15 protein-coding genes are annotated in these 15,612 nt (G+C 71.8%); 9 read left to right on the forward strand and 6 right to left on the reverse strand.

The window, feature by feature from the left end:
- Nucleotides 1-103: 103 nt before the first annotated feature.
- Entirely contained in the window at nt 104-1,081 is a 978-nt protein-coding gene (locus tag WME83_RS31545) for a LysR family transcriptional regulator (protein ID WP_437313413.1), read from the reverse strand.
- A gap of 46 nt (nt 1,082-1,127) precedes the next feature.
- On the opposite strand from WME83_RS31545, the gene WME83_RS31550 reads away from it, so the two are divergent.
- Nucleotides 1,128-1,511, forward strand: coding sequence for a YybH family protein (locus WME83_RS31550; RefSeq protein WP_437313414.1), 384 nt, complete (start codon nt 1,128-1,130; stop codon nt 1,509-1,511).
- Nucleotides 1,512-1,551: 40 nt separating this feature from the next.
- Here the strand turns inward: WME83_RS31550 and WME83_RS31555 are convergent, their stop codons facing one another.
- Nucleotides 1,552-3,027: a sigma-54-dependent transcriptional regulator gene (locus WME83_RS31555; protein WP_437313415.1), complete on the reverse strand. Its 1,476-nt coding sequence runs from the start codon at nt 3,025-3,027 to the stop codon at nt 1,552-1,554.
- The gene (locus WME83_RS31560; protein WP_437313416.1) at nt 3,024-4,574 is read right to left on the reverse strand and encodes an ATP-binding protein; all 1,551 of its coding nucleotides are present in this window, start codon (nt 4,572-4,574) and stop codon (nt 3,024-3,026) included. Before WME83_RS31560 ends, WME83_RS31555 begins: the two co-directional genes overlap by 4 nt.
- A 319-nt stretch (nt 4,575-4,893) precedes the next feature.
- Between WME83_RS31560 and WME83_RS31565 the strand changes: the two genes are divergently transcribed.
- The 6 genes from WME83_RS31565 (at nt 4,894) to WME83_RS31590 (ending at nt 10,673) form a co-directional block, all read left to right on the forward strand.
- On the forward strand, nt 4,894-6,567 hold the full coding sequence (locus WME83_RS31565) for a SulP family inorganic anion transporter (RefSeq protein WP_437322072.1): 1,674 nt from the start codon (nt 4,894-4,896) through the stop codon (nt 6,565-6,567).
- 115 nt (nt 6,568-6,682) lie between these two features.
- Entirely contained in the window at nt 6,683-7,207 is a 525-nt protein-coding gene (locus WME83_RS31570; RefSeq protein WP_437313417.1) for a hypothetical protein, read from the forward strand.
- A gap of 276 nt (nt 7,208-7,483) precedes the next feature.
- On the forward strand, nt 7,484-7,987 hold the full coding sequence (locus WME83_RS31575; protein WP_020738171.1) for an SRPBCC family protein: 504 nt from the start codon (nt 7,484-7,486) through the stop codon (nt 7,985-7,987).
- 118 nt (nt 7,988-8,105) lie between these two features.
- Nucleotides 8,106-8,399, forward strand: coding sequence for a hypothetical protein (locus WME83_RS31580; RefSeq protein ID WP_437313418.1), 294 nt, complete (start codon nt 8,106-8,108; stop codon nt 8,397-8,399).
- On the forward strand, nt 8,396-9,805 hold the full coding sequence (locus WME83_RS31585) for an AAA family ATPase (protein ID WP_437313419.1): 1,410 nt from the start codon (nt 8,396-8,398) through the stop codon (nt 9,803-9,805). The genes WME83_RS31580 and WME83_RS31585 overlap by 4 nt, the downstream gene beginning before the upstream one ends.
- Before the next feature lie 121 nt (nt 9,806-9,926).
- The gene (locus tag WME83_RS31590; protein WP_437313420.1) at nt 9,927-10,673 is read left to right on the forward strand and encodes a hypothetical protein; all 747 of its coding nucleotides are present in this window, start codon (nt 9,927-9,929) and stop codon (nt 10,671-10,673) included.
- 28 nt (nt 10,674-10,701) lie between these two features.
- Here the strand turns inward: WME83_RS31590 and WME83_RS31595 are convergent, their stop codons facing one another.
- Together WME83_RS31595 and WME83_RS31600 are read right to left on the reverse strand one after the other, a co-directional pair.
- Nucleotides 10,702-11,673 carry a hypothetical protein gene (locus WME83_RS31595; RefSeq protein ID WP_437313421.1) on the reverse strand — a complete coding sequence of 324 codons (972 nt, stop codon included), beginning with the start codon at nt 11,671-11,673 and terminating at the stop codon, nt 10,702-10,704.
- A 284-nt stretch (nt 11,674-11,957) separates the two neighbouring features.
- Nucleotides 11,958-12,329, reverse strand: coding sequence for a DUF4180 domain-containing protein (locus WME83_RS31600; protein WP_437313422.1), 372 nt, complete (start codon nt 12,327-12,329; stop codon nt 11,958-11,960).
- 466 nt (nt 12,330-12,795) lie between these two features.
- Between WME83_RS31600 and WME83_RS31605 the strand changes: the two genes are divergently transcribed.
- Nucleotides 12,796-13,731 (forward strand): RNA polymerase sigma factor, encoded by a 936-nt coding sequence (locus WME83_RS31605; RefSeq protein WP_437313423.1) that lies wholly within the window; start codon nt 12,796-12,798, stop codon nt 13,729-13,731.
- Nucleotides 13,728-14,603, forward strand: a complete 876-nt coding sequence (locus WME83_RS31610) for a haloalkane dehalogenase (protein WP_437313424.1) — start codon at nt 13,728-13,730, stop codon at nt 14,601-14,603. The genes WME83_RS31605 and WME83_RS31610 overlap by 4 nt, the downstream gene beginning before the upstream one ends.
- Before the next feature lie 131 nt (nt 14,604-14,734).
- Here the strand turns inward: WME83_RS31610 and WME83_RS31615 are convergent, their stop codons facing one another.
- Complete coding sequence (locus WME83_RS31615; protein ID WP_437313425.1) at nt 14,735-15,589, reverse strand: M55 family metallopeptidase; 855 nt, start codon at nt 15,587-15,589, stop codon at nt 14,735-14,737.
- Nucleotides 15,590-15,612: the final 23 nt, after the last annotated feature.

Genomic DNA, 15,612 nt, shown 5'->3' on the forward strand with positions numbered 1-15,612 from the left:
CGCGGGCTTCAGCGGATGAGTCCGTTCAAGGCTCTGTACACTGCTCGACACGATCCCTGCATGTCCATCGCCGCCGCGGAGCGGTGATGATGGGCTCGGCGCATCACGCGGCGGCGTCGAGCAGCCGCGGGTGCAGGCTCACGTGCTCGTAGAGCAGGTCCAGGAAGACGCGGACGTGCGCCGGGACGGCGCGCGCGCTCGGCGTGACGGCGAACAGGCGGAGCGCCGGGCCGGTCCAGCGAGGCAGGACGCGCGCGAGGCGCCCGGCGCGGAGATCGCCGTCGACGACGAACGGCGGGAGGAGCGCGATGCCCGCGGCGCCGAGGCACGCCGCGCGCAGGTGGGCGTCGCTCGTGGTCAAGAGGCGCGGCACGGCGCGGACCCGGACGGCGCGGCCGGCGCGATCGACGAGGCGAAGGGAGAACGCGCTCCGATCCCGGCCGAACGCGCACAGGTCGTGCGACGACAGGCCCTCGGGCGCCCGCGGGGCGCCGCGCGCCGCGAGGTAGGCCGGGGACGCGCACAGGACAGGGCTCGTCTCGCCGAGGCGGCGCGCCCCCTGCGCGGAGCGGTCCCGCGGCGACAGGACCCGGAGGGCGACGTCGATGCGCTCGCCGACGAGATCGACATAGCGATCGTCGGTGAGGCACTCGACGCGGACATCGGGGTAGGTCGCGAGGAGCCGAGTCACCGCCGGCGCGAGCAGCCGCTCGACGAACACCTCCGGGACGGAGACGCGCACCGTGCCCTGCGCCCGCGAGGCGCGCGCCTCCATGAGGCGATCGGCCTCCTCGGCCTCGGCGACGATGCGCCGGCAGCGCTCGTGGTACTGCGCGCCGGCGTCGGTCAGCCGGAGCTTGCGCGTGGTGCGCTCGAGCAGGCGAGCGCCGAGGCGCCGCTCCAGCGCGGCGATCGTCCGGCTCATCGTGGACGGCGGGATCCGGAGCCGGCGCGCGGCCGCGGCGAAGCTGCCCTGATCCACGACGTGCGCGAAACAGACCATCTCGTTGAGATCGATCACCGGTCGACGGTACCACCCGATCGTTCCACCGGTGCACGAGTGAATTGAGGATTCGTGCATGGACGCCACGGCCTCCGGGGGCCACGGTCAGCGCTGGAGGTGACGCATGGACGTCAGAGAACCCCAGCAGATGAACGCGATCTTCGCCGAGGCCTTCAACGCCGGCGATCTCGACCGGATCATGGCGCTCTACGAGCCCGGGGCCGTGCTGGCGCCGGCGCCGGGCCAGCGCGCCGCCGGCGCGCCCGCCATCCGGGAGGCGATAGGCGCCCTCCTCGCGCTGCGAGGCCGCATGGCGTCGAAGAACAACTACTGCATGCAGGCCGGGGACATCGCCCTGCTGCAGGGCGAATGGCGCCTGTCGTTCGTCGGCCCCGACGGAGAGGAGGTCACCGAGACGGCGCGCTCGGCGGAGGTGGTGCGAAGGCAGCCGGACGGGACCTGGCGTTACCTCATCGATCACCCGGCCGGCGACGACACGCCCCGGTAGCAGCGCCGCCCGTCGCCGCGCGCCACGTCCGCGAAGGGCGTCACTCCTTGAAGCTGGCGGAGGAGAGGCCGTGCTTGCGGAGGAGGTCGTAGAAGTCCGTCCGGTTCCTGCCGGAGAGCTTCGCGGCGGCGCTGACGTTGCCGTTGGCGCGGCGGAGCACCTCGACCAGGTAGGCGCGCTCGAACGTGTCGCGCGCCTCCTTGAGCGACGGGAGCGCCGAGCCGGGGTCGCCGAAGGCCACCGACAGGATCTCGCCCGCGGCGTCCGGGATGGCCGGGGTCTCGGCGTCCTCGGGCTCCGAGCCGCTCGACCAGCCGTCGAGCTTGCGGGCGGGAGGGACGAGGAGGGTGCTGAGGTCCTGCGGCTGCAGGCGCTCGCCGCGGCAGAGCAGGACGGCGCCTTCCATGACGTTGGCGAGCTCGCGGACGTTGCCGGGCCAGGGGTGCGCGAGGAGCACGCGCAGGGCCTCGGGGGTGAGCTTGGGCTCGGAGAGGCCGTGGCGGGCCGCGGCGCGGGAGAGGAACACCTCGCAGAGCAGGGGGAGGTCCTCCACCCGCTCGCGGAGCGGGGGCATGACGATGGGGACGACGTGCAGGCGATAGAAGAGATCCTCGCGGAAGCGGCCGTCGCGGACCTCGGTGAGGAGATCGCGGTTGGTCGCGGCGACGACGCGGACGTCGACCTCTTCCTCGTTGAGCGAGCCGACGCGGGTGATGCGGCGCTCCTGCAGCACGCGGAGGAGCTTCACCTGGACCGCGGGAGGGGCGTCGCCGATCTCGTCGAGCAGGAGGGTGCCGCCGTTGGCGGAGGCGAAGAGGCCCTCCTTGTCGCGCGTGGCGCCGGTGAACGCGCCGCGCACGTAGCCGAACAGCTCGCTCTCCAGGAGCTCGGCCGGCAGGGCGCTGCAGTTGACCGCGACGAACGGCTTGCCGCGGCGCTGCGAGAGGGCGTGGAGCGAGCGCGCCGCGAGCTCCTTGCCGGTGCCGGACTCGCCGAGCAGGAGGACGGTGGCGTCGGTGGGGGCGACGCGGGAGATGATCTCGCGGACGGCGGCGATGCGGTCGCTCGTCCCGAGCAGGCGCAGCTCGTCGCTCTGGGCGCCGATGATGCGGCGCAGGCCGGCGACCTCGCGGCGGAGCGAGCTGCTCTCGACCGCGTGCGCGAGCTTCTGGAGCAGATCGAGGTCGTGGAACGGCTTCGTGAGGAAGCCGTACGCGCCCCGCCTCATCGCCTCGACGGCGATCTCGATGGTGCCGTGGGCCGTGAGGATGACGACGGGCACGTCGGGGGAGCGCTTCTGCACCTCGCTGAGCACGTCGAGCCCGTCGCAGTCGTCGAGGCGGAGGTCGACGATCATCGCGTCGACGGGCTCGCGGGAGAGGGCGGCGATGCCCCCGGCGCCGGTCAGCTCCGTGGTGACCCGGTAGCCGTGGTGCTCGAGGCGGAAGGCGAGCAGCTCGCAGAGGTGCGGCTCGTCGTCGACGATGACCACGTGGGGCTTTCGGGCAGGGCTCATGGAACCGCGGGGAGGGGGTGTAGCGCAGCGGGGGCCTGCTCGGAAGATCGCTCGGTCGAGAGCGGCAGCCACAGGCGGAAGGTGGCCCCCGCGGCGCGGTCGCCCTGGGCCGCGCCGGCGGCGGCGCTCGCGGCGTGATCGTCGAGCTCCAGGTCGCCGCCGTGGGCGCGGGCGATCTTGCGGGAGAGGGCCAGGCCGAGGCCGATGCCGACGCGCTTCGGGGAGTTCGCGACCGGCTGCGTCTTGAACTCCTCGAAGAGCGACTGCCGGATCTCCCCGGGGACGCCGGGGCCCTGATCGGTGACGCTGATCATCACCCGGCGGCCGCCCCGGCCGCCCCGCGTGTCCTCGACGAGCTCGCGCCGCACGAGCACCTGCTGGCCGGGCTTGGAGACGGAGGTCGCGTTGCGCACCAGGTTCGCGACGGCGCGCTCGACCAGGGCCACATCCAGGCTGCACGGGGGGACGTCGCCCGGCGTCTCGACCTCGATGGTGACGCCGCGCTCGCGCGCCTCCGCCTCCTCGTCGCGCACGGCGCTGCGGATCAGATCGTCGATGGAGGAGCCGTCCTGGAGGCGGATGGGGGAGCCGGCGCTGAGGCGGGAGAGGTCGAGCAGGGTGGTCACCATGCGGATCTCGCGCTCGCAGGCGACGCGGGCGATGTGGAGGATGCGGGCCTGACGCTCGCTCAGCGCGCCCCCGCCGACGCCGTCCTCGAGCAGGGCGATCGCCTCGCGGATCTTCGTGAGCGGGGTGCGCAGCTCGTGGGAGACGGAGGCGAGGAAGCCCTGCTTGAGCGTCTCGATCTCGGCGAGGCGCCTGCGCATGGTCTCGATCTCCAGGGCGAGGTCGCGCACCTCGGCGGGGCCGCGCACCTCGGCGGCCGCGTCGAACTGGCCCTTGCCGAGGCGCTGCGCCTGCGTGGCGATGGCCGCGAGCGGCTCGGTGACGGTGCGCGCGATCCGGTGCGCGAGCAGCGCGGCGATGACGCAGGCGGCGATGGAGATGGCGAGGCCGTTCGAGAGCGCCGAGGCGCTGGCGCCGCGGGCGTCCTCCTCCTTGGAGCGGACGCGGGCCTGGAGCTCGCCGATGCGCAGGACCCACGCGTCCGTGAGCTGCTCGTCGAGGCGCACGCGCTCGTGCTGGACGTCGGGGTCGGTGAGGTGGCCGCACGTGCCCCCGTCGAGCGCGCCCTGCGCGAGCTGGAGGTGGCCGTCGATCGACGGGAGCATCGGGTCCGAGGGGAGCAAGGCGGGGTCGCCGACCTCCGCCTTCAGCGCGGCGATCCGCGTGCGGAGGATCGGGGCGACCTCGTCCCAGGGCGCGCCGCGCGAGCACGCCTCCTGGCCGCGCCGCATCGCGAGCCCCATCGCCCAGGCGGCGTGGTGGAGCGCCGCCTCGCGCCGGAGCTCCTCGGTCTCGTCGCTCAAGAGGTTCTGCAGCGACGAGGTGATCTGGGCGAGCGACCCGAGGACCACGCCGAGGGCGACCAGCATCACGAGCACCGGGGCGGTGTGAGACAGCACGAGTCGGGTCAAGAGGCGCATGCGAGACCCCGACTATGGTCTCGCGCGTCATCGAACGCACGAGCCGCCGACATTCCACACTTTTTCGAGGACACGGGACGTCAGGAGCGCCCCTGTGGGAGACCGCCGACAGCGTCGGCCGGGCCCCCCAAGCGAGTGTCGGCGAATCCAGACGCCTGACGGCGGCGGCGCGCGGAGACGCGGGATTCGAGCGAGGCGGGCGCCTGGCACATCGCGTGAATTGCGGCGCCCCATGAACCCCTCGCCTACCCTGACAACGACGGCTCAACCGAACTTCTGGCGTTCGATGTGGGCAGACACGGTGACCTCCTGGAAGGAGATGGTCGCTCCCAGGAGCCTCGCGGACAACCTGCTGAGCGGGCTGACCGTGGCCTTCGTGGCGCTGCCGCTGAACCTCGCGCTCGCGCTGGCGTGCGGATTACCCGCGAGCGCCGGGCTCATCACGGGCGCGGTGACCGGCGTGATCGCGGCGCTCTTCGGCGGATCGCGGCTGCAGGTCACGGGGCCCGAGGTGGCGCTGGTGCCGCTGACCTTCGAGATCTTGCAGCGGCACGGGCCGCACGGGCTGTTATGCGCGACGTTCCTGTGCGGCGTCCTCCAGGTGCTCATGGGGGTCGCCCGGGTGGGGCGGCTCATCCACATGATCCCCGTCTCGGTGATCGGCGGCTTCATGGCCGCGGTCGGTCTCCTGGTCTTCAACTCGCAGCTCCCGCGGCTCCTCGGCTTGCCGGCGGAGATGCGGCTCGTGTCCTCGCTGCCGGGGACGAGCTGGCTCGCGCACGTCGATCCGTTCGCCGTCGGCATCGGCGCGCTGGTCGTCGCGGCGACGGTGCTCTTGCCGAAGCTGCACCGGCGGCTCCCTGGCGGGCTCATCGGCCTCGGGGCGGCGATCCTCGCCGTGAGCGCGCTCGGCGCCGGCACGGCGTCGGTGGGGCCCATCTCGGCGTCGTTCCCCGCGCCCTCGCTGCCGGCGTTCGACCGCCTCGAGCTCATCGCGATCTTGCCGGAGGCGATCGCGCTGGCGCTGCTCGCGTCGATCGACTCGCTGCTGTCGGCGGTGGCGATCGACGCGCAGAGCAACGCGAAGCGCCACTCGAGCGAGCAGGAGCTGATGGCGCAGGGGGTGGCCAACATGGCGAGTTCGATGATCGGCGGGATGCCGGTCGCGGGCGCGATCGTGCGGTCGTCGGCGGCGCTCCAGTGCGGGGCGACGACGCGGCTCGCGGCGCTCACGCAGTCGGTGACGCTGCTCGGGCTCCTGTACCTGGCGCGGCCGTTCGTGGAGCGGCTGCCGCTCGCGGGGCTCGCCGGCATCCTGCTCGTGGTCGGCTACCGGTTGATCAACTGGCAGCAGGTGCGGCTCATGTGGCGGGTCTCTCGGTTCGAGGCGTTCGTGTTCGTGGCGACGGCCGCGTCGATCGTCGCGACCGATTTCGTGGGCGGGGTGCTGATGGGCCTGGTGCTGTCGCTCGTGCACTTCGCCCACATGCAGCGGCGGGTGGACGTGTCGCTGGTGACGGCGACCGACGAGCCGGAGGAGATGCCGCGGCTGCTCGAGCTGCCGGCGCGCCGGTCGCTCGGGCCGACGCCGCCCGTCGCGGTGGTGCGGGTGGAGGGTCCGATCTTCTTCGCGTCGCACACGGAGATCCGGTCGCTGGCCGAGGGGGGGCCGCTGCCGCGGCACCTCGTGTTCGATCTCGCCGGGGTGCCGCTCATCGACTGCACGGGCATCGAGGCGTTCCGGGCGTTGCTCGGGAAGCTGCGCGAGCAGGGGACGCGGGCGCTCCTGTCGCGGGCGTCGGATGGCGTGGCGGAGCGGCTGCAGGAGGCGGGGCTCCTCCAGGCGTTCATCGGCGGCCGGGTGTTCTCGACCGTGGCCGAGGCGCTGGCGTCGCTGGACGAGCCCGCGGCCAGGGCGAGCGTGTTCGAGGCGCGGAGGCAGCAGCCGCCGTCGCCGCTGCTCCGGCCGGAGGCGCCGGCGGGCGCGTCGTGACCGCGGGGCGGCGGGGCGCGCGGGCGGCTCGGCGCCGCGCGCCCGGCACGGACCGGTGGACCGAGCCACGGACGAAGGTCAGAGGCGCTCCGCGCGCCGGAGCAAGGAGCAGAGCATGTCGACGTGGGGCCCGAGCACGATGATGAACGCGGGAGCGGAGGGCGGCCCCGGCGCGGGGGGTCTGGTCGCCGGGGCGGCTGCGTTGCCGCCGGCGGGGAGCGGGTCGACGTCGAGCGAGCCGGACGCGGGCGCGGCCCTGGAGGGCGGCCGCGAGGGCGGCGAGGAGGTCCCGCCGGGGGCGGCGCGGGCGCTGGCGCAGGCCATGGAGGACGGGTCGCGCGCGCTGGGCGAGTCGATGGTGCTGTGCAGCGTGCTGTTGACGGTGGCGATCGGGTGCCTGGCGTGGTCGGTGCCGAGCCCGGGCGCGAGCGCCGGGCTCGCGATCCTGAGCTTCGTGCTCATCAGCGTGGAGCACACGAAAGCGCGGGCGAGGTTCCGGCGGGCGGTGGCGGGGGCCGGCGCGGCGCACGGTCTGACGGCGCCGGAGACGGAGCGCGCGGCGCGGGCGCTCCTCGGGGCGGGGGAGAGCGCGGCCGCGGACGAGGAGCGAGAGTCGCCGTCCCCGCGCGCATCGCGGTAGGCGGCGGCTTCCTCGACAGGTGATGGGCGCCGTCCCGACCCCGGGCCAGCGCGCCCGCCCTCCGGAACGGCGAGCTCCATCCCTCTCGCGCTGCACGATCTCCCACGATCGAGACCGATTCCCGGGCGCGCCGCGCTCGGCGTTCCTCCGCCTTGACAAGCACGGTGCGGCGATGTACTTAACCCAAAGGTTAATTAACCTTTCGGTTAGATACGGGTGCCGCCCCATCTGCGGCGCACCACGTTCAGGGACGGTCAGCGCAGGAGGAGAAGAGTCATGGTCGCAACCAGCGCAGCAAACAAGGACAGCTTCCAGGTCACGACGCCGTCGGAACAGGAGATCCACATGACACGCCTGTTCAACGCGCCGAGGCACCTCGTGTTCGAGGCGATGACGAGGCCCGAGCACGTGAAGCGGTGGTGGGGCTGCCTGGGCGAGGGCTACGGGGTGTCCGTCTGCGAGATCGACCTTCGCCCGGGCGGCGCGTGGCGCTTCGTGAACCGCCACCCCCACGGCGAGGCCGCCTTCCACGGCGAGTACAAGGAGATCACGCCGCCGAGCCGGCTCGTGTACACCGAGATCTTCGAGATGTACCCGGACACCGTCTCGCTCGTGACATCGGTCCTCACCGAGGAGGGCGGCAAGACGCGCGTCACGACCACGACGCGCTATCCGTCGAAGGAAGTGCGCGACGCTGTCATCGCGTCCGGCATGGAGCACGGCGCGGCCCTCAGCTACGATCGCCTCGAGGACCTGGTCGCCCAGCTGCAGCAGCGATGAGCCTGCCGGCGGGCCGGCGCGGGCCTCGGCTGGCCCTCGCGGCGGCTCGCGTGGTGCGCAGGCTGGCGAACACCGGGGCGTCGGCGCTATCTTCGGCGAGCCGCTCCGGCGCCGACCCATGCTCGACTTCCTGCCCGAGGCCCCTCACCTGCCCGCCGCCCGCGAGCTCTCCGCCGCGTACGGACGCATGGCCGGCCTGTCGAGCTCCGAGGATTGCGGACACCGCGATGTGTCCGCTATGGAGCTCGGCGAGCGGAGAGACTTCATGCCGCGCTTCGCCGCCCGGAAGTGGTCCAAGCCCGAGCACCTGGAGAGCATGGGGCCGCCCTTCCGGCGTCCTCGGCCCGTCGCGTGCCGGAAGCCCCGGTGCCTGACCGAGGAGCAGCCGGCGACGGCGGCGAGCGCGCGATGAAGATCACGTTCTCGAACCTGGGGACGATCAAGAAGACCGAGCTGGATCTCCGCCCGCTCACCGTCATCATCGGGCCCAACAACTCGAACAAGACGTATGTGGCTTACTCCCTCTACGGGCTCTGGCAGGCGCAGATCGAGGGTATTGGCGACATCGACTATGACGAGCTTGCATCACTAAAGAAATCAGGAGCCGGATCGTCCTTCATGATCGACGCTGGCTTGTTTCAGCGAATGAATGGGCACCTGCAGAAGGTGACTGCGTCGTTCCGCGACGATCTGAGCGGTTTCTTCCAGGACTCAAGCGGCAAGCTGTTCTCCAAGAGCAGAATCGAGGCCGAGATCACACCAATCGAACTCGATGCCGCTATCGAGAAAGCGATTGCGCTGAACCATCGCGACGGCTCTGTGTCGAAGCGTGGAGAGCAGATCCTCATCAGCGCATCGCCGCAAAAGGGGCGAAAAGAGAAGCCCGATCGCGGCATCGACATGGCCACAGCGGAATTGTACGCCGACGCCATTCTAGCCAATGCAGTAGCGTTCCTGTTTCGGCAGCCGCTCCTGCTTCCCGCGGAGCGCAACGCCTTCATCATGACCTACAGGATGCTCCAGAATCGACGCTACACCGTCCTCCGGGACGCGCAGCGCTCGCTCATCGGCAAGCGCCGCGTCTCGAAGCGTCAGCTCGACCTGCTGCGCGAGCAGGGAGACATCCGCTACCCGAAGCCAGTCGAGGACTTCCTGGAATTCTTGACGGATATCGAGCTCTCCGAAGGGGAAGACCACGGCGATCCGGCGGCCAGAGCGCCCTTCCGGGCGCTCGCCACGGACATCGAGGAGAGCATCCAGAACAAGAACAAGACCAGGTTCCGCAGGACGGCGCTCGGAGGGCGCGAGATCCAGATCGACGTAAAGAAGGGCCTCAGCATCGATCTCTACAACGCTTCCTCGTCCATCAAGCAGCTCACGCCGCTTCTGCTCTACCTGCGCTACCGGGCCAAGCCGAACGATTTCCTCATCATCGACGAGCCCGAGATGAACCTGCACCCGGAGTCGCAGGCCAAGCTGCTCGAGATCCTCGGCATCCTCGTGAACCTCGGGGTGCACGTGCTGCTCACGACCCACAGCCCGTATTTCATGTCGCACCTGAACAATCTGGCCGCGGGCGACACCTCCGACCCGGAGGTCCTGAAGCGTCAGGCGGCGTCGCTCTACCTGGGCGACCCGCGCGCCTTCGTCCCGATGGACAAGGTGAGCGCCTACGAGATGCGGGACAACGAGCTGCGCTCGCTCAAGGACGAGGACTACGGGATCCGATGGGACACGCTGAGCGATGTCTCCTCGGCGCTCCAGCAGAAGTACTTCGAGATCAGCGAGACGGGGCGCGCCGGCCGTGGCGAGAGGTAAGACACCCCGCGCTCTCCTCGCTCAGAAGCAGGATAGGCTGGACTGGAAGCGGTTCGGGTTCCTGGAGAACCTGCTCATTTTCTGCGCGAAGGAGCGACGCAGCGTCCCTCCCGAGAGCAGGGTGAAATTCGGCATCAGCTCCAAGATCAAGGACGAAGGCGTATGCGTCCTCTTTGGCATCGATCGCGAGCGCGATCCGCTGATGCGCGGACGCGGCGTCGCGAGGCCGGACTACCTGGTCCTGTACGCCTCACGCGAGCGCTGCCTCGTCACGATCATCGAGATGAAAGGCACGGACCGGCACAAGCTGGAGCACGGAATCGACCAGATCAAGGCGCTCCGCGATCGGCTCCGCGAGGAGATCGAGGCCCATCTCCCTGGCGCATGCAGGGGCATGATCAAGTTCCAGGGGATCCTGCTCACGCCCTTCAACGCGGATATCCCGCGCGCGAAGATCCAGAGGGAGGCGGCCAGCGGATTCACGATCTTGCCGCTTCAGTATGGCCAGAAAGCAGAGCTTTATCGCTACGTGCGCACGGAGCTCCGGTCGACCGACCGCTACGTTCACGAGAAGCTCCCGCGCGATGCCGACGAGCTCAATTTCATCGAGAAGATCCTCGTCCATGCCGCCCTTCCGGAGCGGATCGAGGGCGCGCTTCCGGCGGCGAAGCTCGGGAGCGGCATCGACGTGCACTACGCGCGCCCGGACGACGGGCACGACGAGGACCACGCCGCGCTGATCGCCGACCGGACCGGCGCGCAGATCGCGACCCCGGCGCGGTGCGCGGGTTTTCGGAGGAAGATCGAGGACGAGCTGCGCCACCTCGGGCTGCGGTATGCGCGGCTCCAGTTCACCTCCGTCCCGTAGCGCCGACGGCCGCGTCCTCGGCTCGGGCTCACGCGCCCCCGGCGCCGTCCAGGGCAACCACGACGCCGCCGGGCGGCCCCGCGAGCCGGAGCCACGCCTCGCCGCCCACGCACAGCGCGGCGAGCACGCCGTCCGCGCGGCCGCGGAACGCGCCCAGCGAGCGCGCGGGGGCGCCGGCGTCGACCGCGAGCACGGCCACCTCGCCCCCGTCGCGCGCCACCACGACGAGCACGCCCGTGCCGGTCGCGCCCAGCCATACAGGGCGGCCGCCGAGCGCGATCTGCCGGGGGGCGCCGCGCGCCGGCACCTCGTGCAGGAGCCCGCGCGCGACGTCGCAACCCCAGAACGAGCGCAGCCGCAGCGCGGCCGGCAACGCGCCGCCGAACGCCTCGTACGCGTCGCAGGCGTCGTAGCCGGGGTCGAGCGGCAAGAGATCGGCGTCGTCCGGGACGAGGCGAGCGAGCGCGGCGTCGCGCGCCGCCACGAAGCGCGGCAGCGCGCGGCGCAGGCGCAGCGCCGGAAGGCCGAAGAGCGGGCGCCGGTCAGGCCGAGCCTCGCCGTCCTCCGTCACGAGCCGGCGCCTGCCGCTCGGCTCGAGCAGGAGCACCCCGCCGGCCCGGATCGCGATGGGCGTGTCCGGCCTGAAGACCGGGCAGATCTCGTGCGCGTGCTGGCCCTTCTGGAGGCGCACCAGCGTCCAGCCCTGGAGGGCGAAGACACGCGCGCCATCCGTGCAAAGGCGGCGGTAGGTCGATGACGCTGCGGCGACGAGGGTCGTCCCCGGAGGAGCGATCTCCCCTGCGTCGGCCGAGGCCGCGGGCGCATGGCCGCGCTCGGGCGAGGGCGGCCGCAGGGCCGCGCCGCGGCCGGCGAGCCAGGCGCGGAGCGCGGCGGGCGCCTCGACGGGCGCGGGTCGATCCCACGCAAGCTGGATCGACAGGTCGGCCGCCACGCGGACCGTGGCCGACGGCCGCCCATGCCGCTCCAGTTCCAGCGTCACCGGCGCGAGCGCGGGCTCTTCGGAACCGGCGCCCTCGCTGCGCGGGGCCCCCTCCCCTCGCAGGCGAAGCAGCGGGCGGAGGGCCTCGATCCCCGAACGAGGGATGCGAGCGCGACGACCACTGTCCGCGACGAGCCACGCCGCCGTCGCACCGTCGAGCGCGCGGTCCACGTCCGCCTGCTGCGGAGGCGGTGAAGGGACGATGGGCCACACCGGCATGGATCTCGGATCGGCGCGATGATCCGGGCGCGCGCGCGGCGCCCGCCCGGATTCATCGCCGCGCGTCAGACCTGCTCTTCATCCGACGTCCGGCGAATCCATTCGACGGCGGCGTCGCGCGTCTCGAACACCCCGAAATGCGGGCCGCGGCGCTCTTCGGCCAGCATCTCACCGAAACGGCTGCTGAAGCCCGGTCCCCCCGGCGGACACACCACCGCGAGCCGGACCCAGTAATTCCTTAGCTTCTGCAGGATCTCCCCGGCCTCCCGCGAGCTCAGGTCGAAGAAGGCGGCCGGCAGGTTCGCCGCGTAGAGGAGGGCGCACCGCACGCCGTCCGAGAAACAGGCCTCGAGCAGGCGATTGACGTCGCGGTCGCTCGACAGGAAGGCCTCGTCCGGCGCGCCTTCCACGAACGTCACACCGCCCTCGTTCGTCAACGTCAGTTCCATCGCTGCCTCGCCTGCGGCCTCGACGCCGCGCGCCCGGCGGCTTCGACGACCGCCGGGCCCGCGCAGGGTAACCCCGGGAGGCGCTCGCTGTACAGACGCCGCGCGCTGGGCCGGAGGACGGGCCGTTCAACGTCGATGCGGCCCAGAGCCCCGCCATGCCGTGGGCGTGGGCCTCGCCGGCGCCGCCGGCCGTCATCGTCGACCCCCACGGGATGACGAGCTCCTCTGCATGTGGCAAAAGACATCGATGCAGCGGGCAAGCCCGCGCTGACACGCGCGGCGTTCCCTCCGAAGCCGCGCCCGGGTGATGGGCGTTCGCGTGCCGGAGCGATCGTCCGTGCAGTAGCCTCAGCGCCGCGAACCGGTTCACCGCAGGGAAACACCTCGGAGCTCAGGTCGGGAAGAGAAGAAAGCGCCGCCGGCGCGCCCGCAGATCTACTCGCCAGCATCGAACATGCGACCCCTCGACACGCGCACCGACTCCCTGGATGCCCTCGCGCAGCGCGCGCGCGAGGGCGACCCCGACGCCCTCGATCAGCTCGTGCGCGCGCTCCAGGACCCGATGTACCGCCTCGCGCTGCGGTTCCTCGGCCGCCCGGAGCCGGCCCGGGACGCGACGCAGGAGATCCTCCTGCTGATCGCGACGCAGCTGTCGACGTTCCGCGGCGAGAGCTCGGTCGGGACGTGGGCCTATCGCGTGGCGACGCGCCTCTTGCTCCGGCACAGGAAGCGCGGGCGACGCTGGACGTTCGAGGCGCTCGCCGACGAGGACCTCGGACAGCCGCCCAACGCGATCGAGGCCGGCACGCTCGCGGCCGCCGACGAGCGGCTCCTCGAGGAGGAGGTCTTCATCGGGTGCACGCAAGCCATGCTGCAGGCGCTCGACCGGCCGCACCGGATCGCCCTCGTGCTCGGGGCCATCTGCGAGCTCGAGGCCGCCGAGGCCTCGTACGTGCTCGGCATCTCCGAGGCGGCGTTCCGCAAGCGCCTCTCGCGCGCGCGGGCGACGCTCGACGCGTTCCTGGCCAGGCACTGCGGCGTGGCGGATCCGGCGAACCCTTGCCGCTGCGCATACCAGGTCAACCTGAACGTCGCGCGGCGCTGCGTGAATCCGGCGCAGCTCAACTACGCCGTGGCATCGACGAGGACGAGCCTCGAGGTGCTCCGCGCCGAGGGCGAGATCCGCGAGATCCGGCGTTCGCTGGAGCTGTTCCGCGCGCAGCCGAAGTTTCCACTTACAGAAGATTTTGCGGCGCGCGTGCGCTCGATGATCGCCTCGGCGAGCTCGCTGTCGGACGCGCCGGCGGGCGGTCGATTTTCGGTCACACGCGGGAGCGACGCGGTCCCTAACGGCTCCGAGCGCTCGGTTCGAGCGCCGGAGGACGCATGATCACCCAGAGCGAAAAGAAGCGCGCCCGCGTGAGCGGGCACATGCTCGCGTACGTCGACCGCGGCGCGGGCGAGCCGATGGTGTTTCTTCACGGCAATCCGACCTCGTCGTTCCTGTGGCGCAACATCGTCGCGCCGCTCTCGGCGGGCTTCCGCTGCTTCGCGCCCGACCTCATCGGCATGGGCGACTCGGACAAGCTCGTGCCGAGCACCCCCGATTCGTACACGTTCTTCCAGCACCGAGCGCTCCTCGACGGGCTCCTGGACGAGCTCGCGCCAGACCGCCGCGTGATCCTCGTGGTGCACGACTGGGGCTCCGCGCTCGGCTTCGACTGGGCGCGCCGGCACCCCGAGCGCGTGCGCGGCGTCGCGTACATGGAGGCGATCGTCGGCGTCATGACGTGGGACGCCTGGCCGCCGATGTCGAGGGCGCTGTTCGAGCGGCTCCGGTCCGCGGAGGGTGACCGCCTGATCCTCGAGGAGAACGCGTTCATCGAGCGGATCCTCCCGTCGGGCGTCCTGCGCGGGCTCACCGAGGCCGAGCTCGACGAGTATCGCCGGCCGTTCAGGGCGCCCGGCGAATCGCGCCGTCCGACCCTGTCGTGGCCGCGGCAGCTGCCCATCGAGGGCCACCCCGCGCAGGTCTGCGTCGAGGTACAGAAATACGCCGATTGGCTCGCGACATCGGCGGTCCCCAAGCTGTTCATCAACGCCGATCCGGGGCGCATCCTGATCGGCGCGCTGCGCGATGCGTGCCGGCGGTGGCCGAACCAGCGCGAGGTCACGGTGCGCGGCGCGCACTACGTCCAGGAGGACTCGCCCGCGGAGATCGCCGCGGCGATCGGCGACTGGGCGAGCACATTGCCACCGTGAGGAGATGAACCGGCAGGACGCCAGGAGAACCGAGAGATCCTCATCTTGGCGTCCTCGGGTGCTTGGCGGGTTTCCTCCGGATCGCTGCGCCAGACGCGACCGAGCACCGCCCTTCTGTGGACACCGCTCCTTCAGACCACCACCGTCCCGGCGATCTTCGTGATCGCGAGGACGGCGCGGAGCACCTCGCGCGCGCTCGGGGCGACGTAGCGCACGCGGCGCGCGTCCAGGCGGACGACCCCGGGCACGAGCTCCGCCGCGTCCGCGTACGCGGTGTTGAGCAGCGAGAACGTCACGCCGATCGGCGGCGGGAGCGTGTACGGCTTGACGCGCGCGAGCCCCCGCAGGGCCTCGCTCGCCGCGGCCCGGATGCGCCGGCACGCCTCGTCGGGGTGGATCGACCGCGCGCTGTAGCGGGTGATCGACGACTTCACGGCCACGGTCGTCACCCCCGGGAACCGCTCGCTCGCGTGCGCGGTCACCGCCTCGTCCCCCGTGACCAGCGCCACCGGCACCCCCGCCTCCCCCAGGACGAGCGCGTTGATGGCGGCCTCGTCGACCCACAGCCCGGCATCGTCCGCCGCGCCGCTCGCGGGGTGCAGCCGGATCTCGCCCACCACCGCGCCGTAATAGGTGTGGTCGAGCACGCTCGCGCGCAGCCCCGCGCCCCCGTGATAGCCGACGAAGAACGCGGCGGCGGGCTGCTCGGCGTCCATCCCCTGCACCATCGACAGCGGCTTCAGCGCGCCCGAGATCACCTCGACGCGGGGATCCAGCTCCTCGAAGAGGAGGTTGCGCATGTCCGCATGGCTGTCGTTGACCACGACCCGCGTGGCCCCCGCCTCGAACGCGCCGAGCGCGGCGGCGTTCGCCTCGCGGCTCATCCACGCGCGGGCGCGCTCGTAGTCGCCGCCGCCCCGGCGCGTCTGGTCGACATGCACCACCCCCGCGCATCCCTCCAGGTCGATCGAGATCAGCACGAACATCGGTGTCCCCTCCTCGCGCCGCC

This window comes from Sorangium sp. So ce385 (genome assembly GCF_051474135.1).
In the GTDB taxonomy this organism is placed as follows: domain Bacteria; phylum Myxococcota_A; class Polyangia; order Polyangiales; family Polyangiaceae; genus Sorangium; species Sorangium cellulosum_D.

Coding starts and splice junctions, on each gene's coding strand:
- WME83_RS31545 (WP_437313413.1), bottom strand. CDS start 1,081: ATGCACGAATCCTCAATTCACTCGTGCACCGGTGGAACGATCGGGTGG.
- WME83_RS31550 (WP_437313414.1), top strand. CDS start 1,128: ATGGACGTCAGAGAACCCCAGCAGATGAACGCGATCTTCGCCGAGGCC.
- WME83_RS31555 (WP_437313415.1), bottom strand. CDS start 3,027: ATGAGCCCTGCCCGAAAGCCCCACGTGGTCATCGTCGACGACGAGCCG.
- WME83_RS31560 (WP_437313416.1), bottom strand. CDS start 4,574: ATGCGCCTCTTGACCCGACTCGTGCTGTCTCACACCGCCCCGGTGCTC.
- WME83_RS31565 (WP_437322072.1), top strand. CDS start 4,894: ATGGTCGCTCCCAGGAGCCTCGCGGACAACCTGCTGAGCGGGCTGACC.
- WME83_RS31570 (WP_437313417.1), top strand. CDS start 6,683: ATGTCGACGTGGGGCCCGAGCACGATGATGAACGCGGGAGCGGAGGGC.
- WME83_RS31575 (WP_020738171.1), top strand. CDS start 7,484: ATGGTCGCAACCAGCGCAGCAAACAAGGACAGCTTCCAGGTCACGACG.
- WME83_RS31580 (WP_437313418.1), top strand. CDS start 8,106: ATGCTCGACTTCCTGCCCGAGGCCCCTCACCTGCCCGCCGCCCGCGAG.
- WME83_RS31585 (WP_437313419.1), top strand. CDS start 8,396: ATGAAGATCACGTTCTCGAACCTGGGGACGATCAAGAAGACCGAGCTG.
- WME83_RS31605 (WP_437313423.1), top strand. CDS start 12,796: ATGCGACCCCTCGACACGCGCACCGACTCCCTGGATGCCCTCGCGCAG.
- WME83_RS31610 (WP_437313424.1), top strand. CDS start 13,728: ATGATCACCCAGAGCGAAAAGAAGCGCGCCCGCGTGAGCGGGCACATG.
- WME83_RS31615 (WP_437313425.1), bottom strand. CDS start 15,589: ATGTTCGTGCTGATCTCGATCGACCTGGAGGGATGCGCGGGGGTGGTG.